The sequence below is a fragment of the Streptomyces sp. NBC_01304 genome (assembly GCF_035975855.1).
In the GTDB taxonomy this organism is placed as follows: domain Bacteria; phylum Actinomycetota; class Actinomycetes; order Streptomycetales; family Streptomycetaceae; genus Streptomyces.
Window position 1 is genome coordinate 8,470,438 of sequence record NZ_CP109055.1, and the last position, 20,772, is coordinate 8,491,209.

Below are 20,772 nucleotides of genomic sequence, written 5' to 3' on the forward strand. Positions count from 1 at the left end.
AACGGTTGTCCACCGGGCCGGGCAGTGGTCCCGCACCTGCCCGTGGGGTGCTGTGCGGGGCCACGCACCTGCCAGTGGGGCGCTTGTGCGGGGCCAGGCTCCGGTCTCCGCAGGAGGTCGGGCGTGCAGGCGGAGGCGGCCCATGCCCATGAGTCGGCCGGGCCGGTTCCGGGCGGCAGACGGCCTCTGCGAGGCTTGGCGCATGCGCACGCACGACGACATACGCCTCCGCGAGGCAGGTCTCCCGGACACCGACCTCGGGCCCGTCCTCGCCGAGCAGGCCGACCCGCTGCTCTTCGCCACCGTCTCCGGGGCCCATCTGTACGGGTTTCCGTCCCAGGACTCGGACGTGGACCTGCGCGGGGTGCATCTGCTGCCCCTCGACGCGCTGGTCGGGCTGCGCGAGCCGGACGAGACGCGCAGCAGGATGTGGGTGCGGGACGGGATCGAGATGGACCTCGTCACGCACGACCTGCGCAAGTTCGTACGGCTGATGCTGCGGCGCAACGGCTATGTGCTCGAGCAGCTCCTGTCACCGCTCGTCGTGCATACGTCGGACGCGCACGCGGAGCTGGTGGCGCTCGCCCCCGACGTGCTGACCAGTCATCACGCCCATCATTACCGGGGGTTCGCGACCACCCAGGAGCGGCTCTTCGAGAAGACGGGCGAGCTGAAGCCGCTCCTGTACGCGTTCCGGGTACTGCTGACCGGGATCCACTTGATGCGCAGCGGTGAGGTGCAGGCCCATCTGCCGTCGCTGATCGGGCTCGTGGACGCTCCCGCGTATCTGCCCGACCTCGTCGCGGCCAAGGCCGGGGCCGAGCACGGCGCCGCCGACGTCGAGCACGCGCGCGTGGCCGACGATCTGGCCCGGCTGCACGCCCTGCTCGACGCGGCGCAGGCGGACTCGGGACTTCCGGACGCCCCGGCCGCGTACGACGCCCTACACGACTTGGTGGTCCGGGTCCGACTGGAGCGCTGAGGCGCGGCGGACCCGGAAGAGGAAGTCGGCCACCCTCGCCCGGTCCGGCTCCGTCGGGAGCGGGGACTTCGCGTCGGCCTCCGCCGCCTCGGCCGCCAGCCGGTTCATGCGGGCCTCGACCTCCGGCCAGGGGACCTCGCCGTGCTTCACGGCGAGCAGGTCGTCGCGGGCCTCGCCCACGTCGATGACCAGCTCGCCGGTGCGCAGCAGATCGCGGCAGGACATCAGCAGGCGCAGCAGGTGCATGGCGTGCTTCCAGCGCGGGGCGCCGTGGGTGCGTACGTCCGCGTCCAGCTTCTTGCGCTGGCCGAGCGCATAGCGGGCAAACGTGTCGTGGGCCTGGCGGGACAGGAACGCCGGGCGCAGGGTGAGGAGTTCGCGGCCCGTGTCGTCGATGTGCTCGACGAGCGGCGAGTGCAGGCACTCCAGGATGTTCGGGTTGGCGCGCAGCGCGAGCTCGCAGAAGCGCTCCAGCTCCCAGGAGAACTGCTCGTCCAGCGGGCCCTCGATGTGCGTGGGGGGCTTGTCGAAGCGCCAGTACAGCGGGGTCGGGGCGAGGAAGATGCCGCGCCGGTCCGTGTCGCTGGCGTCCGTGGCCAGGCCGAAGGCGCGCGAGCCCATCACGCAGGAGTAGATGGTGTGGTCGCGTACGAGGGCCGTCTGCTGATCATCGGGGGGTGGTGCGGTCATGCGGCCCGAGGTTACGGGAGCAAGGGCCCGGAACACCTCCGTATTTGCGCCGGGCGGACCGAGTCGCTGCTCACGGCAGGCGGACCGAGTCGCCCGTCACGGCAGGCGGATCGAGTCGCCGGAAACCGTGATCTGCTGCGGCGAGAGGGGCGCGGGCGCCGGGCCGTCCGCCACCGCCGCGTCCGCGATGCGGTACTTGCTGCCGTGGCAGGGGCAGTTGATGGTGCCGCCCGAGACGTCGTTGACCGTGCAGCCCGCGTGGGTGCAGACCGCGGAGAAGGCCTTGAAGTCGCCGGCCGTGGGCTGGGTCACGACGATCTTCTTGTCCTTGAAGATCTTGCCGCCGCCGACCTCGACGTCCGACGTCTTGGCCAACTCCTCGCCTGCGGGCGGCTGTTCGCTCGAGGCCTCGCCCTTCGGCGGCTTGCCGCTCGTCGGCCCGTCACCGGACGGCTCCGGCTCCGCCGGGGTCGGGGACCCGGGCGTGGCCGTCGCGGAAGGTGCGGTCGGGGCCTCGCCGCCGCCGCCCTCGTCGCCGTACTTGCTGCAGCCCGCGAGCGCCGCGGCGGCCCCAGCGGCCAGGACCGTGCGCCGGGAGGCGCGTACGGACGCCACATCGTCAGTGGTCATGTCGCCACTCGTCATGTCGTCACCCCGAAGGTCCGGAAGAACCACAGGGCCGAGGTGAGCCAGACCACCGTGAGCACCGCGAAGACCAGGCCGCCCACGACCGGAAGCAGCCAGCCCGGCAGCCGCTCGGTCCGCAGCAGGAGCATCTTCGCGCTGAACGCCCCGAAGAAGACGCAGCCGAACAGGGAGTGCCACATGGTCCGGGTGTCGTACGTCTGATAGCCCAGCGCGTACAGACAGTGCACGGCGACCGGCACCGCGAGCAGGAACGCCACCCGCCCCGACCAGCGGTGCACGAACGCCATCCACGGCTTGGAGCGCACGCCGGGCAGCCGCCCGTACAGCGCGAGGGCCGAGCCCAACTGCACCACGGCGAAGGCGAACGCGGCCGTCCCCAGCCACGCCTTCACGGCGCCCGTGCTGCTGAAGCCCGCGAGGTTGAAGGCGGTGCCCTCCGGGTCGTGCACCTTGCCGTAGGCGCCGAGCCCGACCGCGACCGCCGCGGCGACCAGGGCCGGGACCAGATAGCGGGCCGGGCGCGGGCGGCTGTGCGTGGTGTGCGGCCGGCCCGGGAAGCTCTGGGTGGCGGCGTTGGGGTCGACGCTCATGGTCACCTCACGGGACGTCTGTCGGGCTGTACGGGGGACGGGCTCAGGGGACGACGGGGCGGGCGGTGACCTTCTCGCCGTCGACGACGACCACGCCGGTCTCCGGGTCGATGCGCGGCGCGGGCCCGGGCTTGCCGTCCCGCTTGAGGATGCCGACCTGCTTGCCGTCGGGCAGCACGATCCAGCCGCCGTCGAGCTTGGCCCCGCGCACCGTCTGGGTGGCGCGGTAGAGGCCGGACGGCTTGACGGCCTTGGTGAGGCTGAAGCGGTAGGCCTGTTTGTCGACGTCCACGGTCCCGGTGAGCTTCTTGCCCGCGAGCGTGCCTTCGAGCTTGCTGCCGTGCTTGCCGGTCAGCCGCATCGAGCCGTCGTCCTCGACGTTCCCCTTCAGCCAGGACTCCTTGTTGCGGCCGTCGCAGAAGTACGCGACCGCCTTGCCGTCCTTCACGGAGACCGAGACCGCCGCGGAGTCGTCGTCGGTGCGGCCCGCGTAGTCCGCGTCCGGCGGCGGCTCGGCCGGCTTGCTCGTGGACGGCTTTGCCGACGGCTTGTCCGAGCTCGCGGGCGCGCTCGTCGGCGTACCGGCGGAGGGAGTCGGCGACGCTCCGCCGGAGCCGCCCCCGTACGCGGAGCGGCCGGTCCCCGTCGTCGCGTTCAGGGACAGCATGAACAGGGCGAGCAAAAGCCCAGCGAGAAGGGTGAAGAGGGGTCCGGAGCGCTTCATTTGGAGCCTCCCCCGAGGCGCGGCGGTCGCCGGCCCGCAGTTGCGGAGCCTCCATGCAAGCGGACGGGTGCACCGGCGTCCAGGGGGTGGACGGTCCCAAAACGGGACACTGCGGTCGCAGCGGTCCCAAGTGGCGGTGCTGGGCGGTTCGGGTGACATTTGGACTGTCCGAGGTTCCCGGCGCCCCCGCGCGGGCACCGGGCCCGGCCGCACTCTCGAAAGGCGTGACATGGCGGGCAATGATCCTCTTGGTGACCTTCTCGGCAGCCTCCTCGGCGGAGGCAAGCAGGGCGGTTCCGGCGGTGGTGGCGGGGGCGGCGGAATTCTGGCCGCGCTGCTCAGCGCGTTCATGAACAAGGGCGGAAGCGGCGGCAGTCACCCGCTCTCCGGTCTGCTCGAGCAGTTCAACAAGGCCGGGCTCGCCGACGAGAGCCAGTCCTGGGTCAAGCAGGGCGAGAACCAGCAGGTGACCGGCGCCCAGGTCCAGCAGGCCCTGCCCGACGAGACCCTCCAGGAGGTGGCGCAGAAGGTCGGCGTCAGCCCTGAGCAAGCCGCGAACGAGATCGCTCAGGTGCTGCCCCAGGCGGTCGACCAGCTGACGCCCCAAGGGCAGGTTCCCGCCGAGTCCATCGAGGACCTGATGCGCAAGCAGGGCCTCTGACCCGGCCGCACCGCCCCGCACCGTGCACGGAGCCCGTCTCGGCAGACGGGCCCCGTGCACTGTTGTGTACGCGACTGACTACTGTGTATTGCGACTTACTACGCTTGGCGCTTGCACGAGATCGCACGCCTGCACGAGACCGCACCGGTCCGGTCCGCACCAGACCGCATACGGTTCCGCACCGAATCACCCCGGGCAGAGCCGCATATCCGACCCACCGCGCAGCGAGGACATCCACAGTGAGAACCGCCGCCGTCCACGGGACCGGCCTGATCGGTACCTCCGTCGCCCTGGCGCTCGCGAGTCGCGGTGTCACCGTGCACCTCGTCGACCACGACCCGGAGCAGGCCCGTACGGCCGCCGCGCTCGGAGCGGGCACCGACGCCGCCCCCGAGGGTCCGGTCGACCTCGTCGTGGTCGCCGTGCCGCCGGCGCACGTGGCGTCGACCCTCGCCGAGGTGATGGGGCGCGGCGTCGGCCGTGGCTACATCGACGTGGCCAGCGTGAAGGGCGGGCCGCGGCGCGAACTGGAGGCGCTCGGGCTCGATCTGAGCTCCTACATCGGTACGCATCCGATGTCGGGCCGCGAGCGTTCGGGCCCGCTGGCCGGGACCGCCGACCTCTTCGAGGGGCGGCCCTGGGTGCTCACGCCGACCCGGGACACCGACACCGAGGTGCTGAACCTCGCCCTCGAACTGGTCGCGCTCTGCCGGGCCGTGCCCGTCGTCATGGAGGCGGACGCCCACGACCGGGCCGTCGCGCTCGTCTCGCACATGCCGCATCTGGTGTCCAGCATGGTCGCGGCCCGGCTCCAGGACGCCGAGGAGACGGCTGTACGTCTGTGCGGTCAGGGCATCCGCGATGTCACGCGGATCGCCGCGTCCGATCCCCGGATGTGGATCGACATCCTCTCGGCCAACCCCGGGCCGGTCGCCGAGCTGCTCGCCGCGGTCTCCGCCGACCTGGACGAGACGGTCGAGGCGCTGCGGGCGCTGCAGTCCTCGGACGAGGACAAGCGCCGCCTTGGCGCCGCCGGGATCGAGGATGTGCTGCGGCGGGGCAATGCGGGGCAGGTGCGGGTGCCGGGCAAGCACGGGTCGGCGCCGACCGCGTACGAGATCGTGGCCGTGCTCATCGACGACCAGCCCGGGCAGCTGGCTCGCATCTTCGGCGATGCGGATCGGGCCGGGGTCAACATCGAGGATGTGCGCATCGAGCATGCGACGGGGCAGCAGGCGGGGCTTGTGCAGTTGATGGTGGAGCCTGCGGCTGCGGCCCGCTTGAGCGCGGCGCTGCGGGAGCGGGGCTGGGCCATTCGGCAATAGCTTGCCGTGGCTTTGGCCCTCGCTCTGTTGTGGCTGGGCCGGGTTCGTCCGGCCCTGTCGTGGCTGGGGTCGCGGGGGCGCTGCCCCCGGGCCCCCGGTCCTTGCCGGACGGGCTGTCTTTTGCCCCTCCCCGCCCCTTCCCTAGATCCTGCGGAGCTTGGGGGCGGGTGGGGGATCGGGGATCCGGGTGGGTGGCTGGCCGTTCGAGATCGGGGGCTGCGCCCCCTGACCCCCCATCGCGCTTCGCGCTCGTCCTCAAACGCCGGACGGGCTGGATGAATCGGGCCGGGGCTGATCCGGAGGCCCGTGGAATGGGCGGCTCGCGCGAGCCAGTAACCTTGTCCGGGGCTATTTCTCGCCCCATACCGCAGACCCGTGACCAGGAAGGTGCTTGCCACCGTGGAAACCGCCGCCCCCTCGGCAGTGATTGTCGCCATCGACGGCCCCTCCGGCACGGGCAAGTCCAGCACCTCCAAGGCCGTGGCCGAGCAGCTCGGGCTCAGCTACCTGGACACCGGGGCCCAGTACCGGGCGATCACCTGGTGGATGGTCCACAACGGGATCGACATCACGGATCCGTCGGCCATCGCCGCCGCCGCGGGCAAGCCGGAGATCCTCTCGGGTACCGACCCGGCCGGCCCCACCATCACCGTCGACGGTACGGACGTGGCGGGCCCCATCCGTACCCAGGAGGTCACCTCCAAGGTCAGCGCGGTGAGTGCGGTGCCCGAGGTGCGTACCCGGATCACCGAGCTGCAGCGTTCGATCGCCGCCGGCGCCGAGCGGGGCATCGTCGTCGAGGGGCGGGACATCGGTACGACCGTGCTGCCCGACGCCGACCTCAAGGTCTTCCTCACCGCCTCGCCGGAGGCCCGCGCCGCCCGCCGCAGCGGTGAGCTCAAGGGCGCCGACGTCAACGCCACCCGTGAGGCCCTGCTCAAGCGGGACGCCGCCGACTCCGGCCGCAAGACCTCGCCGCTCGCCAAGGCGGACGACGCGGTCGAGGTCGACACCAGCGACCTCACGCTGCAGCAGGTCATCGAGTGCGTCGTGACCCTGGTCGAGGAGAAGCGGGCCGCGAAGTGACCGAGCCCGCCACAGCGCCCTCCGAGCGGGGTGCGGAGGTCGGCCGCCGGATCGGGGTCGGCCTCATGTATGGCTTCTGGAAGCCGCGCGTGCTCGGCGCCTGGAAGGTGCCGGCCGCCGGACCTGTCATCCTTGCGGTGAACCACACCCACGGCCTCGACGGTCCCATGCTGATGGGCACCGCGCCCCGGCCGGTGCACTTCCTGATCAAGAAGGAAGCGTTCGTCGGGCCGCTCGACCCGTTCCTGCGGGGCATCGGCCAGCTGAAAGTGGACCGTGAGACCACCGATCGCACGGCCATCACGGACACGCTGGCGGTTCTGCAGAACGGCGGCGTGCTCGGAATCTTTCCCGAGGGCACCCGGGGCGAGGGAGACTTCGCCTCGCTGCGGGCCGGGCTCGCGTACTTCGCGGTGCGCTCCGGGGCGCTGATCGTTCCGGTGGCCGTGCTGGGAAGCGCGGAGCGTCGCGGACGGTTGATAAAGGGGCTGCCGCCCCTGCGCAGCCGCGTGGACGTCGTCTTCGGGGACGCCTTCGAGGCCGGGGACGGCAGCGGGCGGCGTACCCGCAAGGCACTCGACGAGGCGACGGTGCGGATCCAGGAGCGGCTCACCGGCCACCTGGAAAACGCCAGGCGCCTCACCGGGCGCTGAGCGAGACTTCTCAGTGGCGGGGCTTTTGCGCCGCTTCAGCAGTTCAGTAGTGGATCGTGATCTGCACGGTCCATCGATGATGACGATGACAGAGGTACGACTTCATGAACGACCAGACCCCCGCCGCTGAGGGCGCCGGCGAGCACGAGCACGGTGCGCTTGGCGATGCCGAGTACGCGGAGTTCATGGAGCTCGCCGCGCAGGAGGGCTTCGACCTCGAGGACGTCGAGGGCGCGATCGGCGAGGCCGGTCACGGCCCGCTGCCCGTCCTCGCCGTCGTCGGCCGCCCGAACGTCGGCAAGTCGACCCTGGTGAACCGCATCATCGGTCGCCGCGAGGCCGTCGTCGAGGACAAGCCCGGCGTCACCCGCGACCGCGTCACCTATGAGGCCGAATGGGCCGGCCGCCGCTTCAAGCTCGTCGACACCGGCGGCTGGGAGCAGGACGTGCTCGGCATCGACGCGGCCGTGGCCGCCCAGGCCGAGTACGCCATCGAGACCGCCGACGCCGTGGTCTTCGTCGTGGACTCCACGGTCGGTGTGACCGACACCGACGAGGCCGTCGTACGGCTGCTCCGCAAGGCCAAGAAGCCCGTGGTGCTCTGCGCCAACAAGGTCGACGGCCAGAGCGGCGAGGCCGACGCCACCGCCCTGTGGTCCCTCGGCATCGGCCAGCCGTGGCCGGTCTCCTCGCTGCACGGCCGCGGCACCGGCGACATGCTGGACGCCGTCCTGGAGGCGCTGCCCGAGGCGCCGATGCAGACCTTCGGCGGCGCCGGCATCGGCGGCCCCCGCCGGATCGCGCTCATCGGCCGTCCGAACGTCGGCAAGTCGTCCCTCCTGAACAAGGTGGCGAACGAGGAGCGCGTCGTCGTGAACGAGCTCGCGGGCACCACCCGTGACCCGGTCGACGAGCTCATCGAACTCGGCGGTGTCACCTGGAAGTTCGTGGACACCGCGGGCATCCGCAAGCGCGTCCACCTGCAGCAGGGCGCCGACTACTACGCCTCCCTGCGCACCGCGGCCGCGGTCGAGAAGGCCGAGGTCGCGGTCATCCTGATCGATGCCAGCGACAGCATCAGCATCCAGGACCAGCGCATCGTCACCATGGCCGTCGAGGCCGGCCGGGCGATCGTCCTCGCGTACAACAAGTGGGACACCCTCGACGAGGAGCGTCGCTACTACCTGGAGAGGGAGATCGAGACCGAGCTCCAGCAGGTCGCCTGGGCGCCGCGGGTCAACATCTCGGCGCGCACCGGGCGCCACATGGAGAAGCTGGTCCCCGGGATCGAGACGGCCCTGGCGGGCTGGGAGACGCGCGTGCCGACCGGCCGCCTCAACGCCTTCCTCGGCGAGCTGGTCGCGTCCCACCCGCACCCGGTCCGCAGCGGCAAGCAGCCCCGCATCCTCTTCGGCACCCAGGCGGGCACCAAGCCGCCGCGGTTCGTGCTCTTCTCCTCCGGCTTCATCGAGGCCGGCTACCGGCGCTTCGTGGAGCGCCGTCTGCGCGAGGAGTTCGGCTTCGAGGGCACCCCGATCCACATCTCGGTGCGGGTGCGCGAGAAGCGCGGCGCGAACAAGAGCGGCAAGAAGAAGTAGCCACGCCGGCCGGACAACCGGCCGGACGTCGAACGCCCCGGCGGCGCCGCATCGGCGCTGTCGGGGCGTTCTGTGTTCTTGTGCGGGCCTTCAGCGTTCCCTGCGTGGCCCCGGCGGCAGCGCGGCCGGGAAGTGCCCGGTGCCGTGCTGCTGGGGGGCGGGGTGCCAGCCGTTGTGGCCCGAGGTGTCGGGCGGGGGCCGGTGCACCGGGTGCTGCGGGGTGTGGTGGTGCGTGCCGTACCCGGTGCCGAAGGCATCGAAGGCGTTGAACCCCAGCTCGTCCTCGCCGCTGCGGTCGCCGGGCAGTGCCTTGAAGGATCTGCGCCACTCCGCGTACAGCTCGTCGTAGATCGGAGTGGCCGAGCGGCCCGCTGAGGGGTCCCTGGCCGGACGCATGGAGGGGATCTGGTGGCGCGAAGGGTCGTATGACGGCACGTATGTGCCAACGACACCAGACCCCCCTCGGATGCGGGGCGTTTTTATGGCACTCCGTCAGGTGCGCCGTGGTGCGCGCCGGTGCTGCCTCATATGGGCTTGTCCGTAGGGAAGTTGGGCGTGCGGCAGCTGCGCCCGGCGTGCGGCATCCGGTCGTACGCCGGACGCATCCAGGTGTACGGCGGCTCGTCGTACGCCATCCGTATCCGGTCGTACGTCCCCTCGTCGTACGACGTCCGCAGCCGGTCGTACGTCCCCTCGGCTGTCGGCCGTACGCTCCCTCAGGTGCCGGCGAGCGGCAGCGCGGCCGCCACCAACTGGCCGCCGGCGGCCGCCTTGTCGAGGGCGTCACGCAGCAGGTCCTCGCGCGGCTGGCGGCCGACCACGCCGACCGGGACCGCGAAGATGAGGACCGTGCTGGTCTTGTTGGCCGCGGCGCGCCAGCCGTCGGTGACGGGCAGCGGCTGGTGCGCCTGCCACCAGGCGACCGAGCCCGAGCCGTTGTTCCCGGGCTGGAGCACCGCGTGCAGCCGGCCCATGGCGAGCAGCACGGACCAGCCGGGCAGCGCGGACGGCGCAGCCTTGAGCTCGGTGACCGGCATGAAGCCCTGCTCGATGAGGAGCGGCAGGAAGTCGTCGTCGCCGCCTGTCGTGCCGGGGCGGGCGATGGGGCCGGTCGGCTCGACGACGAGCGCGGGGTGCAGCTCGCCCTCGAGCAGTACGAGGCCGCTGGTCACGCCGAGCACGGCCTGCCGGGGCGCGCTCTGCCCGTCGTCGCCTTCCTCGCCGGTGATGGAGCGGACGGCTCCGGCCAGCTGCTCCTCGGCGACCTCGACCACCTGGGAGGGCAGACAGGTGGCGTGGGCGAAGGCGAGGACCGCGGTCTCGTCGCCGACGAACAGCACGGTGCTGGTGCGCTCCTGGCCGCTGTCGCCGGGGGTGCGGCAGGAGGTGCAGTCGTAGCTGCCCGGGGAGCTGTCACCGGTGAGCAGTCGGTCGGCCTCTTCGTCGCCGATCTCGGCGCGTACGTCGTCGCTGACGTCGAGCAAGCGCTGCACGGGTGACTCCTCGGAAATCGGTGCGTCGCGGGCGCCGGGGGGTTCCCGGCCCATGAAGGGTTCAACGGGTGACCCGTGGCGCAAGTCACGCCGGGCAGCGAACGGAATTGAACCATCCGACGCGGAGCGTGAGATGAGCGGCGGAATCCCTCACTCCATGGCAACTCGTGCTGCGTACAAGGAAGTTGAGTCGGTGAGCTGAGTCACAGATCGCCAGGACGACAGGTCGACAAATGGCGAAATCAGCTAATGAAGTGGGTGTCCTGAAAAAGCCGTTACTTCAGGTAACAGGCAACTGGCCTGGAATGACAAGGAGTTGGTTGATATCGGGGCAGTCGGGTCCCTAGATTCCAACGCCGTGTGCAACGAGCACCGCTCGGGTACGTCCGCCGGCCGCACCAAAGCCAGCACGTTGCAGCGCCACCTCCGGCGGACGGGGGTGCCACGGAATGCCCGCGCCGGACGCGTGGGAGCCGCGGCGCCCAGGGGGAGCCCGGGTCCTTCGAGAGGGAAATTCATGTCCGCACGTCCCAAGTGCAGTCGTGAGGCAGCAGTACTCGCCGGGGCGGCACTGCTCGCCCCGCTCGGCCTGTTGGCCGCAGGCGGGCAAGCCGCAGCAGCCGACAGCGGAGTCTGGGACCGCATCGCGAAGTGCGAGAGCGGCGGCAACTGGCACATCAACACCGGGAACGGCTACTACGGCGGCCTGCAGTTCAGCGCCTCCACCTGGCGCGCGTACGGCGGTGGCGCCTATGCGCCGACCGCCGACCGGGCCGGCAAGGGCCAGCAGATAGCCATCGCCACCAAGGTCCAGCGCGCGCAGGGCTGGGGCGCCTGGCCCACCTGCTCGGCCCGGGCCGGCGCGTACGGCAGCGCACCGTCCACCGGATCTTCCGGCGGCTCGGCCCCCGCCGCGCCCAAGGCCGGGACCAAGGCCAAGACCGAGCGCGACAAGAGCCACACCGACCGGGGCGTGTCCCGCGGTGACTACACGGTCAAGCGGGGAGACACCCTGAGCTCCATCGCCGCCGGGCACCACACCGCCTGGCGGAAGATCTACCACGCCAACAAGGCCGAGATCGGGGGCAACCCGAACATGATCCTGCCGGGGCAGCGCCTGGACCTCTGAGCGCGGCCCGTCCGTGACCACGGCCCGCTCGCCCCAGTGGGCCCACCTGCCCCACCCGGTCGTCCGACCGGGTGGGGCTCGCCCGTACCGGGCGCGGCAGGGCGCCCGGTACGGGCCGAGCTGATTAGCGTGACGCGATGTCCGTCATGACGCACACCCGCGCCTGGTTCGTGACCCTGCTGGCAGCCGGGCTCTCCCTGCTCGCCGCACAGAGCGGCGCGTACGCCGCCGCCCCACCACCCCCCGCACCGGCCCCCGTGTCCGCCGCGGCGGGTCCCGGATCGGCTTCGGTGGGTCCCGCGTCCGACTCCGCCGCCCCCGCCTACTACGAGGCCACCGTCGACTGCTCGGCCGGGCGCCGGCCGTGGAGCTGCCTCGCCGAGTGCGAGAGCAGCGGTCGCTGGCACATCGCCACCGGCAACGGCTACTACGGCGGGCTGCAGTTCTGGCAGCCCACGTGGGAGGAGCACGGCGGTCTCGTCTACGCCCCGCGCGCCGACCTCGCCACCCGCGAGGAGCAGATCAAGGTCGCCGAGGCCGTCCTGCGCAACCAGGGCTGGGAGGCCTGGCCGGTCTGCTCGAAGCTCTACCGGCTCGACCAGCCGGCATCCGCCCTGCCGGCCAAGCTGCCCGCCAGGCCGAAGCCGCCGGTCGCGCCCAAGCCGCAGGACGGGCGGAGGCTGCACACGGTCAAGCCGGGCGAGACGCTCAGCGCGATCGCCCAGCGGTACCGGGTCAAGGGCGGCTGGTACGCGCTCTACCAGGCCAACCGCCTGATGATCGGCGCCCACCCGGACCGGCTCAATGTCGGAACCCTGCTGATCATTCCGCCGAAGTCGGCGCCCGCCCCGGCCGCCGAAACTCCGCAGCCTCGCCGCTGAACACCACGGCGCCGCGCCGCAGTTCGTGCACGACGACCGGGCGGGCGCCGGTGCGCAGCCCGGGCGGCAGGCGCTGCTCGGCGACCACGACGGTGGCGTCGAGGCCGCCGAGGAGTTCGTACGTACGTGCCGTGACGGCCGGCGACATGCCCTGCGACGGCTCGTCGACGAGCACCACGCGCGCGTGCGACAGCAGGGCGCGGGACAGGGCCAGCATCCGCTGCTCGCCGCCGGAGAGGGTCCCGGCACGGCGGCCGAGCAGCGGGCCCAGCTGAGGGTAGGCGCTCAGCGCGTCGGCGAAGTCGGCGTGCGGTGCGGCGAGTTCAAGGTTCTCGGCGACGGTCAGCGAGCCGAACACCGCCTGCCGGTCCGGGATGAAGGCGAGGCCGCGGCGGGCGCGTTCGTGGGCCGGCAGCCGTGTCACGTCCCGGCCGCGCCACAGCACGCTCCCCTCCGCGACCCGGACCGTCCCGGCGAGGGCGCGCAGGGCGGTCGTACGGCCCGCGCCGTTGCGTCCGAGGAGGACGGTCACGCCGGGGTGCGGGGCGGCGAGAGAGACGCCGTGCAGCGCCTCCAGGGGGCCGTAGCGCACGCGTGCGTGGCGCAGCTCTATCTCGGCGCTCATGATCCGGCCGCCGGTTCGGGTGTTTCGAGGCTGTCGAGTACGTGGCCCGGGGGGCCGGAGGCGACGATGCGGCCCGCCGCCATCACATGGACGGTGTCGGCGAGGTCGGCCACCAGGTCGAGGTCGTGCTCGACGATGAGGAGGGCCATGCCGTCCGCGGCGAGTGCCTTCAATACGCGGGCGAGCGCGGCCACTTCCGCCGTGTCGAGGCCCGCGGCCGGTTCGTCCAGGAGCAGCACGTGCGGGCCGCCTGCGAGGGCGCGGCCGAGTTCGACGCGGCGGAGGGTGCCGGTGGGGAGGTTTGCGGCGGGTCTTCTCCGCACCGGCCCGTCCAGTCCGAGCAGCCGTAGCGTGCGGTCGACTGCCGCGGGGTCGCGTACGCGGCCCTGCTCGGCCCCTACCTGTACGTTCTCGGCGACCGTCAACGAGGGGAACACCGCGAGCTGTTGGAAGGTTCGTCCGATGCCGAGCCGGGTTCTGCGGTGGGCCGGTAGGCGGGTGATGTCTCTGCCGCCGAACTCCACTCGCCCCTTGTCGGGGCGGACCGTTCCGGCGAGGCAGTGGAAGAGGGTGCTTTTGCCTGCGCCGTTGGGGCCTACCACTGCGGTGATTTGGCCCGGGGTGATGTCGAGGTCGACGCTGTCGAGGGCCTTGAACTCGTCGTAGGTGACCGTGGCTTGTCGGGCGCGTAGGGGGGATTTCGGCTTATTTGGTCCCCTCCCCGCCCCTTCCCGTAAGGCTGCGCCGCCTTCCGCCCTGCGGGCGGTGTCCTCAAGCGCCGGACGGGCTGATTCATGGGCGGAGGTGGCCTCAAGTGTGGGGCGGGCTGATGGGTGGGCGGAGGTGGCCTCAAGTGTGGGGCGGGCTGATGGGTGGGCAAGGGTGTACTCAAACGCCGGACGGGCTGATTGGGCCACGCGCTCCCGTGCCTCCAGCCCCAACTGCGTGAGCTGCGCTGCCCGCCTGGGCCGTAGCCTTTCCAGCGCCGCCTTCAAGGCCTCGTACGGCCCCCCGGGGAACCGCCCGATCAGCACCGCCAGTACCCCGATCACCGCCGCCGCGACTCCGCCGCGTGTCCCCGCGTCCAGGCCCACCAGGAGCGCGGCCGCTGCCAGGGCGCCGAGGAGCGAGTCGGAGCCGAGGACCACCACCGCGGCGAACCAGAGGAGGCCGCGTACCGGGTCGTATGCCGTCGGGTCGAAGGCGCGCAGGCCCATGCCGAGCATGCCGCCGCCCAGGGCCGCCAGGGCCGCCCCGGCCACGAACGCCCCGACCTTCAGGCGGGGGACCGGCACGCCGGAGGCCACCGCGCCCGACTCGTGGTCGCGCATCGCCGCGAGGGCGCGGCCGGTGCGGCCCCGGCGCAGCGCGACGACCACGAGCAACGCGCCTGCGAGGAGGGCGAGTTCGAGGACGTAGTACGCGCGGTCGCCGGCGAAGCCCGCCGGGCGGTCGAGGCCGAGGCCCGACGTCGCGTACGGCTGCGCGAAGACGAAGCGGCTCACCCCGACCCCGACCGCGAAGGTCGCCAGTGCGAGGGCCAGGCCGTGCCGGCTGATCGCGGGCCAGCCGGTGAGCAGGCCGAGGGGTGCGACGAGGAGGACCGCGACGCCGAGCGCCACCAGCGTCGGAAGCTGGGGCAGCCCCGGGAAGCCGCCCGCCGCGAGCAGCGCCGTGAAGAGCGCGCCGAGACCCGCGTACGCCGCCTGCCCGAGCGAGATCTGCCCGCCCCGGCCGGTCACCACGACCAGCGAGAGCAGCACCACCGCGAGGGCCGGGACTTGTACGGAGGTGTGCAGGTCGGAGCCCGCGAAGCCGAGGGGGAGCAGGAACAGGACGCCCGCCACGAGCCACGCGCCCGGCGGTGTGCGCACGCGGGCCGTGGCCGTACGGGGCAGCGCGTCCCGGCCGACGCCGTACCCGGGTCCCGGCAGCACGAGCGCGGAGACGAGCAGCGCCACCACGAAGAGGTTCGCGCCCACCGCCTGGAGCAGCGGCTCGGCCCAGCCGGAGGGGTGCAGTCGGGTCAACTGGCTCTGGACCACGCCGATTCCGAGCGCCACCGTCACCGCGATCGGCAGGCTGCTCATGCCCGCGCCCACGGCGACCGCGATCACCTCCATGACGAGGAGAGGGAGGCCGTACGGGTCGAGACGTACGTACGAAGCGAGCAGGACGCCCGTCAGGCCCGCCGTGAACGAGCCGAACGCCCAGCCCGCGGACGCCACCCGGTCCGCGTCGATCCCGCCGAGCACCGCGAGCCGGCGATTGTCGACGACGGCCCGCAGTTCACCGCCGAACCGGGTCCAGCGCGTCACCGCCCCCACTCCCGCCGCCAGCACGAGTACCACCGCGAGCTGCCCCCACGGATCGGCGGCCGGGATCAGCTCGGGGGCGTCGGAGCGTGCCCCCTGCCCCCACAGCAGGGCCGCGCCGCCGACCAGGAGCACGAACACCCCGATGGAGGCGACCAGGGTCTGCGCGGGATCGCTGCCGAGCACCGAGAGGGGCCGGAACACGGCCCGTTCCAGGATCAGTCCGATGCCCGGCGCCACGACGACCAGCGTGACGAGCGCCGCCGGCCACAGCGGCCAGCCCCACTCGACGGTCAACTGCCGCAGCAGGTACGCGCACACCATCGCGACCGCGCCGTGCGCGAAGTTGAGCACGCCGGTAGCGCGGTACGTGACGATCAGGCCGATGCCGGTGAGCGCGGCCGCGCTGCCGATCGCGAGTCCGGCGAGCGTGAGGTCGTACGTCAGGGAGGACATGTCAGGGGCCCGGCGACGGGTGGGCCGAATTCGGCGGCTCCTGGGGCGAGTTGGCGGACGGTTCGCAGATGGGGCAGGGGCTCAGCTCCGCGCGGGCGTGCGCGTCGGCCGGCAGCGCCTCCGGCTTTCCGGCGACGAGCGGGCAGTCCGCCCGGTGCCACAGCGTGCCGCCGGGCACGAGCAGCAGCTCGTCGCTGGTCGCGAGGGGCGCGGCGGCGTGCTCGCCGGCCGGACCGGCGAGCGGCTCCGCGGCGACGAGCAGGGCGTGCAACTCCGCCACGCGGGCGGCCGCGAGGGAGCTTTGGCCCTGGGCCAGCAGCACGGCCCCGGCGATGATGAGGGCGACCCCGGGCAGCGTGCACGACGCGAGATAGGGCACCTGCCGCTCGGCGAACCGCTCGCCCGAGACGCCGTACCAGCCAATGACGCAGAGCACCGCCCCGACGGCCAGAGCGGCCGGGCCCGCCCACAGGAACGGGTGCACAGTGCGCAGTCGAGCAGTCCGCATCCGGGGCTCCCTGAGGAATGGGGTGCGTGTCCGTTCACGACGAAGTCGCTTCAGCCACGCGACTGTTCAAGTCTGTTCATGTCATCAGGTACGTGACTGTTCATGTCAGCCGATCGCTTGCACTATGCCTTCTGGAGGCTGAGCCTGAAAGCTTCCGGTAGCTGACCCTGAAATGCACCGGGCGCTCGAGACCCGGTCCGACACCCGGTGGTGAGCAGATGGTCCGCGGGAGCAGCCCCAGGCGGGGCAAGGCACGGATTGCGGCGTGGGCGGCCGTCGCAGTCCTGATGACGGGATCGGCCGCCGCGTGCGGTGACGACAGCGGCGGAGGCGGCGACAGCCCACCGCCCACTCCGTCCCAGGAAAAGACGACGAGCGCGCCGGCACCCGACCCCACCTCCTCCGCGCCCGCCGCGGGCGGCGCTCCGAAGGACGCCGCGAAGGCCGAGAAGGAGATCAAGAAGAACTGGCAGGACTTCTTCGATCCCAAGGTGAAGCTGGCGGACAAGCCGGACCTCCTCGAGAACGGCGACAAGATGGGCGACGTCATCAAGGGCTTCAGCGGCGACGAACGCGGCAAGCAGGTGACGGCCGAGGTGGTCGACGTGGAGTTCACCTCGGCCGAGGAGGCCAAGGTCACCTACGCGCTCGCGCTCAAGGGAGCCACCGTGCTGCCGAAGGCCGACGGCGTCGCCGTGCTGCAGGACGGCACCTGGAAGGTGTCGGTCAAAACGCTGTGCGGCCTCATCGCGATGAGCGGCGACACCTCGCCGGGTCCGGGCTGCACGACCTGATGCGCCCCCGGGCCGCGGTCACGGGACTGCTCGTCGTCCTGCCGATGGCCTTGACCGCGGCCTGCGGCAGCCGCCTCCCGGAGAGCGACTTCACCGACCGGCCCACCGGTCCCGCGCCCCCGGCGAGCACCGAGCCGCTGCGCGTCGGCATCGTCCTGAGCGAGACCAGCCCGGTGGGCGGCGAGACGTTCACCGGGCCCCGCGACGGCGTCAAGGCGTACTTCGATCGACTGAACGCGAAGGGCGGCATCGAGGGCCGCAAGGTCGAGGTGCACACCTGCGACGACGGCGGCAGCGGCGTCGGCAACAACGAATGCGTGCACAAGCTGATCGACGAGCAGAAGGTCGTGGCACTGGTGGCCACCGCCTCCCTCGACTACGCGGGCGCCCCCCAGGTCGCCCGCGCGGGCGTGCCCGACATCGGCGGACAGCCCATCGGTCCCGCGTACGACACCTATCCGCACCTCTACTCGATCTACGGCAGCCTCGCCCCGCGCAAGGGCGGCAAGCCGGGCTGGGACGGCAAGCAGTACGGCGGGACGGAGATCTACCGCTACTTCAAGCGCGAGCACGGGGCGCGCACGGCCGCGGTCGTCTCCTACAACCAGTCTGCGTCCGCCTCCTACGCCCGTCTGGTCACGGACGGCCTCAAGGCCGAGGGCTACAAGGTCGTGAACGAGCAGGTCGACTTCGCGCTGCCCAACTTCCGTGCCGCGGCCGCCGACTTGAAGGAGCAGGGCGCCGATCTGGTCTTCGACGCCATGGACACGCACGGCAATGCCCAGCTGTGCAAGGCGATGGACGACGCAGGGGTGAGCGTCACCGCCAAGGTCACCAACGCCCAGAACTGGACGTCCACGGTCGCCGACGACTACAAGGACGCGCCGCGCTGCCGGAACGCGCTGTGGGTGACGGGGGCGTCCCGCAACTACGAGGACGTGGACCACCCGGCGGTCAAGGAGTTCCGCGACGCGGTGGACGCGGCCGAGGGCGGGGACCGGGTCTCGCAGTGGGAGCTGGAGGGGTGGGCCGCGGCCATGTGGTTCACGGACGCCGCGAAGTCCTGCCTGAAGGAGGAAAGCGACGTCACGCGCGCGTGCGTCGACCGTTTCATGAGCAGCGGCAAGCCGTATACGGCCCGCGGTCTGCTGCTCCCGGTCGTCTTCGAGCAGCGCCCCGAGCCGCCGGAGACCCGGCGCACCTGCCTGTCCGTGGCACGCTGGAAGGACGGGGACGGATGGGTCGGACAGGGCGAAATGAACGACACCTGCTTCGACGTTCCGCAGCTTCCTTATGGGCCCTGATGCAGTTGAGTGCGATTGAGTTCCCCATTCCGCCTACCAATCGCGCAACTGTTCTGAAACAAGATGATGATGCCACCCAACCTTCTGCATCGAGGCGCTGTCTAACCTTCTGGTAGGGGACGAGACCGACGTTCCGCAGGGAAGCGCCAGATACGGGGGGATACGGGGACGCATGCATATCTCTTTTTTGATTCACAACGCGTACGGGATCGGGGGAACGATCCGGACCACGTACAACCTCGCCAACACGCTGGCGGAGCAGCACGACGTGGAGATCGTCTCGGTGCTCAGGCACCGTGACGAGCCGGTGTTCCAGCCGGACCCGCGGGTCCGGCTGCGCCACCTCGTCGACATCCGCAAGGGCACCGAGGGGTACGAGGGCGACGATCCGGCGTACACCACCCCGGCGCGTGTGTTTCCCAAGTCCGAAGGCCGTTACGAGCAGTACAGCGCGCTCACCGACGCCCGCATCGCCGACCACCTTGCGAGCGTCGACGCGGACGTCGTCGTCGGAACCCGGCCCGGGATCAACGTCCACCTCGCCAAGCAGACGAGGCGCGGCCCGATCCGGGTGGGCCAGGAGCACCTCACCCTGGACAGTCACAACAAGGCCCTGCGCAACCAGCTGCGCAGCGTCTACCCCCGGCTGGACGCGCTGACCACGACGACGGACGCCGACGCCGAGGCGTACCGCAACAAGATGCGGCTGCCCGGCGTGCGCATCCAGGCCGTGCCGAACTCCGTGCCCGAGCCCGGCATCGCCCCCTCGGACGGCTCCGGCAAATGGGTCGTGGCGGCCGGCCGGCTCGCCCCAGTCAAGCGGTACGACCTGCTGATCAGGGCCTTCGACCAGGTGCGCGCCGAGCGCCCCGACTGGCGGCTGCGGATCTACGGCGGCGGCAAGCAGAAGGACAAGCTGCGCGCCCTGATCGACGAGCTCGGCCTCTACAACCACGTCTACCTGATGGGCCCCGCGCACCCCATCGACCCGGAGTGGGCCAAGGGCTCCATCGCCGCGGTCACCTCCAGCCTGGAGTCCTTCGGGATGACCATCGTCGAGGCGATGCGCTGCGGCCTGCCGGTGGTCTCCACCGACTGCCCGCACGGCCCCGGCGAGATCATCGACGACGGCGTCGACGGCAGGCTCGTCCCGGTCGGCCAGGTCGACGGCATCGCCGGCGGCCTCCTCGAACTGATCAACAACGACGATCTGCGCGGACAGATGGCACAGGCGGCCCTCAAGGGCTCCGAGCGCTTCGACCCGGCCCGGATCGCCGGGCACTACGAGTCGCTCTTCGCCGACCTCGCCACCAGCGGCCGCCGGGCCGGCGCCCTCGGCCGGATGCGCGGCTCGCTGCACCGCACGCGCGGCGCGCTCCTCGGCGGTGCCTACGCCGTGCGGGACGCCGGCCGCACCCTGTCGAAGGGGCGTGCGGCGTGACCGCCCTGCTGCCCCCGCCCGCCGACCCCGCCCCGGAGTTCCCCGTGGCCCCCTTGCCGACCAGCGCCGACTGCGCCGCCGACACCGCGGGCGGCCTCACCTTCGACCTGGCCGACCCGGGCCTGCCCGGCGCCGCCCACCTGCGCCTGCACCGGCGCGAGTCGGGCCAGGAGGTGCGGCTGCCGCTGACCCCGGCCGGGGACGGACGGCTGCGCGCCGTGCTGCCCAGCAGCGTCGCCCTGCCCGAGGGGCGCTGGGACGTGTACGCGGAGCAGGCCGACGGCAGCTCCGAGCGCCTGGTGCCCGGCTTGAACGACCTGCGCGCGCTGGTCGACCGGGCGCCCGGTGAGGCCCGCGACCACGTCGCCGTACGCATCCCGTACGCCACCAAGCACGGCAACCTCACGGTGCGCGCCTGGCACCGCGCCCCGCACGCCGAGGCCGGCGAGCTGTGCATCGAGGAGGCGGCCCTGACGGTCCGCGGCCGGGTCTACGGGGCCGCGCTCACCGCCGGTGCGTACGCCGAGGCGCGCAGCCGCAAGGAGGCCGGCCTCGCGCGCCGCGCCGAACTGACCGCGGAGGGCGCCGAGTTCGCCTTCACGGTGGACTACGCGGCCCTCGCCGCGCAGGGCGGCACCTGGGACCTGTGGCTGCGCCCGGCGGGCGAGCAGGGCCCCGAGGTGCGGGTGGCCCGGCTGCTCGACGACGTCGTCGACAAGAAGCCGATCTTCACCTATCCCGCGGCGGTCCTGGTCGGGCAGGACGGCCCGGTGCAGGCCGGGCCGTACTACACGATGGACAACGACCTGTCGGTGCAGATCGCCGAGGTCCCGGAAGCCTAGGGCACTGCTGGTGCAGGCCTCCGGGAC

General features: G+C 72.0%; 21 protein-coding genes. 12 read left to right on the top strand and 9 right to left on the bottom strand.

The window, feature by feature from the left end:
- Window positions 1-202: 202 nt before the first annotated feature.
- Complete coding sequence (locus tag OG430_RS37700; RefSeq protein WP_327357143.1) at window positions 203-982, top strand: nucleotidyltransferase domain-containing protein; 780 nt, start codon at window positions 203-205, stop codon at window positions 980-982.
- Here OG430_RS37700 and OG430_RS37705 read toward each other — a convergent pair.
- The 4 genes from OG430_RS37705 to OG430_RS37720 all read right to left on the bottom strand — a co-directional run bounded on the left by OG430_RS37705 (window position 944) and on the right by OG430_RS37720 (window position 3,634).
- Entirely contained in the window at window positions 944-1,672 is a 729-nt protein-coding gene (locus OG430_RS37705; protein WP_327357144.1) for a nucleotidyltransferase domain-containing protein, read from the bottom strand. The two genes, OG430_RS37700 and OG430_RS37705, sit on opposite strands and share 39 nt — an antisense overlap.
- Window positions 1,673-1,768: 96 nt before the next feature.
- Entirely contained in the window at window positions 1,769-2,302 is a 534-nt protein-coding gene (locus OG430_RS37710; protein WP_327357145.1) for a Rieske (2Fe-2S) protein, read from the bottom strand.
- A gap of 11 nt (window positions 2,303-2,313) precedes the next feature.
- A complete protein-coding gene (locus OG430_RS37715) occupies window positions 2,314-2,910 on the bottom strand; it encodes a DUF6529 family protein (RefSeq protein WP_327357146.1) in 597 nt (198 codons plus the stop codon).
- 43 nt (window positions 2,911-2,953) lie between these two features.
- Window positions 2,954-3,634: a hypothetical protein gene (locus OG430_RS37720; RefSeq protein WP_327357147.1), complete on the bottom strand. Its 681-nt coding sequence runs from the start codon at window positions 3,632-3,634 to the stop codon at window positions 2,954-2,956.
- 229 nt (window positions 3,635-3,863) lie between these two features.
- Here OG430_RS37720 and OG430_RS37725 point away from each other — a divergent pair, with 229 nt between their 5' ends.
- The 5 genes from OG430_RS37725 (at window position 3,864) to der (ending at window position 8,957) form a co-directional block, all read left to right on the top strand.
- Window positions 3,864-4,295 (top strand): YidB family protein, encoded by a 432-nt coding sequence (locus tag OG430_RS37725; RefSeq protein WP_327357148.1) that lies wholly within the window; start codon window positions 3,864-3,866, stop codon window positions 4,293-4,295.
- 185 nt (window positions 4,296-4,480) lie between these two features.
- The gene (locus tag OG430_RS37730) at window positions 4,481-5,620 is read left to right on the top strand and encodes a prephenate dehydrogenase (protein WP_327359407.1); all 1,140 of its coding nucleotides are present in this window, start codon (window positions 4,481-4,483) and stop codon (window positions 5,618-5,620) included.
- A gap of 375 nt (window positions 5,621-5,995) precedes the next feature.
- A complete protein-coding gene (cmk, locus tag OG430_RS37735) occupies window positions 5,996-6,706 on the top strand; it encodes a (d)CMP kinase (protein WP_327357149.1) in 711 nt (236 codons plus the stop codon).
- Window positions 6,664-7,359, top strand: coding sequence for a lysophospholipid acyltransferase family protein (locus tag OG430_RS37740; RefSeq protein WP_442816629.1), 696 nt, complete (start codon window positions 6,664-6,666; stop codon window positions 7,357-7,359). Before cmk ends, OG430_RS37740 begins: the two co-directional genes overlap by 43 nt.
- Window positions 7,360-7,463: 104 nt before the next feature.
- Window positions 7,464-8,957, top strand: coding sequence for a ribosome biogenesis GTPase Der (der, locus tag OG430_RS37745; RefSeq protein ID WP_327357151.1), 1,494 nt, complete (start codon window positions 7,464-7,466; stop codon window positions 8,955-8,957).
- Window positions 8,958-9,047: 90 nt separating this feature from the next.
- Here der and OG430_RS37750 read toward each other — a convergent pair whose 3' ends face one another.
- Both OG430_RS37750 and OG430_RS37755 read right to left on the bottom strand, forming a co-directional pair.
- Window positions 9,048-9,353, bottom strand: coding sequence for a hypothetical protein (locus OG430_RS37750; RefSeq protein ID WP_327357152.1), 306 nt, complete (start codon window positions 9,351-9,353; stop codon window positions 9,048-9,050).
- Between the two features lie 320 nt (window positions 9,354-9,673).
- Window positions 9,674-10,504: a hypothetical protein gene (locus OG430_RS37755; RefSeq protein WP_442816630.1), complete on the bottom strand. Its 831-nt coding sequence runs from the start codon at window positions 10,502-10,504 to the stop codon at window positions 9,674-9,676.
- Between the two features lie 463 nt (window positions 10,505-10,967).
- Here OG430_RS37755 and OG430_RS37760 point away from each other — a divergent pair, with 463 nt between their 5' ends.
- Window positions 10,968-11,579 carry a transglycosylase family protein gene (locus tag OG430_RS37760; protein WP_327357154.1) on the top strand — a complete coding sequence of 204 codons (612 nt, stop codon included), beginning with the start codon at window positions 10,968-10,970 and terminating at the stop codon, window positions 11,577-11,579.
- A 137-nt stretch (window positions 11,580-11,716) separates the two neighbouring features.
- Window positions 11,717-12,460, top strand: coding sequence for a transglycosylase family protein (locus OG430_RS37765; protein WP_327357155.1), 744 nt, complete (start codon window positions 11,717-11,719; stop codon window positions 12,458-12,460).
- Here the strand turns inward: OG430_RS37765 and OG430_RS37770 are convergent.
- Genes OG430_RS37770 through OG430_RS37780 form a run of 3 tightly spaced genes read right to left on the bottom strand, consistent with a single transcriptional unit; the run spans window position 12,402 to window position 16,364 of the window.
- Window positions 12,402-13,085, bottom strand: coding sequence for an ABC transporter ATP-binding protein (locus tag OG430_RS37770; protein ID WP_327357156.1), 684 nt, complete (start codon window positions 13,083-13,085; stop codon window positions 12,402-12,404). The genes OG430_RS37765 and OG430_RS37770 overlap by 59 nt on opposite strands.
- The gene (locus OG430_RS37775; RefSeq protein ID WP_327357157.1) at window positions 13,082-15,856 is read right to left on the bottom strand and encodes a branched-chain amino acid ABC transporter permease/ATP-binding protein; all 2,775 of its coding nucleotides are present in this window, start codon (window positions 15,854-15,856) and stop codon (window positions 13,082-13,084) included. Before OG430_RS37775 ends, OG430_RS37770 begins: the two co-directional genes overlap by 4 nt.
- 1 nt (window position 15,857) lies before the next feature.
- On the bottom strand, window positions 15,858-16,364 hold the full coding sequence (locus tag OG430_RS37780) for a hypothetical protein (protein ID WP_327357158.1): 507 nt from the start codon (window positions 16,362-16,364) through the stop codon (window positions 15,858-15,860).
- Window positions 16,365-16,651: 287 nt separating this feature from the next.
- Here OG430_RS37780 and OG430_RS37785 point away from each other — a divergent pair, with 287 nt between their 5' ends.
- The 4 genes from OG430_RS37785 to OG430_RS37800 all read left to right on the top strand — a co-directional run bounded on the left by OG430_RS37785 (window position 16,652) and on the right by OG430_RS37800 (window position 20,745).
- Window positions 16,652-17,158: a hypothetical protein gene (locus tag OG430_RS37785; protein ID WP_327357159.1), complete on the top strand. Its 507-nt coding sequence runs from the start codon at window positions 16,652-16,654 to the stop codon at window positions 17,156-17,158.
- Window positions 17,158-18,462 carry an ABC transporter substrate-binding protein gene (locus tag OG430_RS37790; RefSeq protein ID WP_327359408.1) on the top strand — a complete coding sequence of 435 codons (1,305 nt, stop codon included), beginning with the start codon at window positions 17,158-17,160 and terminating at the stop codon, window positions 18,460-18,462. The genes OG430_RS37785 and OG430_RS37790 overlap by 1 nt, the downstream gene beginning before the upstream one ends.
- Window positions 18,463-18,634: 172 nt before the next feature.
- Window positions 18,635-19,903 carry a glycosyltransferase family 4 protein gene (locus OG430_RS37795; protein WP_327357160.1) on the top strand — a complete coding sequence of 423 codons (1,269 nt, stop codon included), beginning with the start codon at window positions 18,635-18,637 and terminating at the stop codon, window positions 19,901-19,903.
- Window positions 19,900-20,745: a hypothetical protein gene (locus tag OG430_RS37800; protein WP_442816631.1), complete on the top strand. Its 846-nt coding sequence runs from the start codon at window positions 19,900-19,902 to the stop codon at window positions 20,743-20,745. The genes OG430_RS37795 and OG430_RS37800 overlap by 4 nt, the downstream gene beginning before the upstream one ends.
- The last annotated feature ends 27 nt before the right edge of the window (window positions 20,746-20,772 follow it).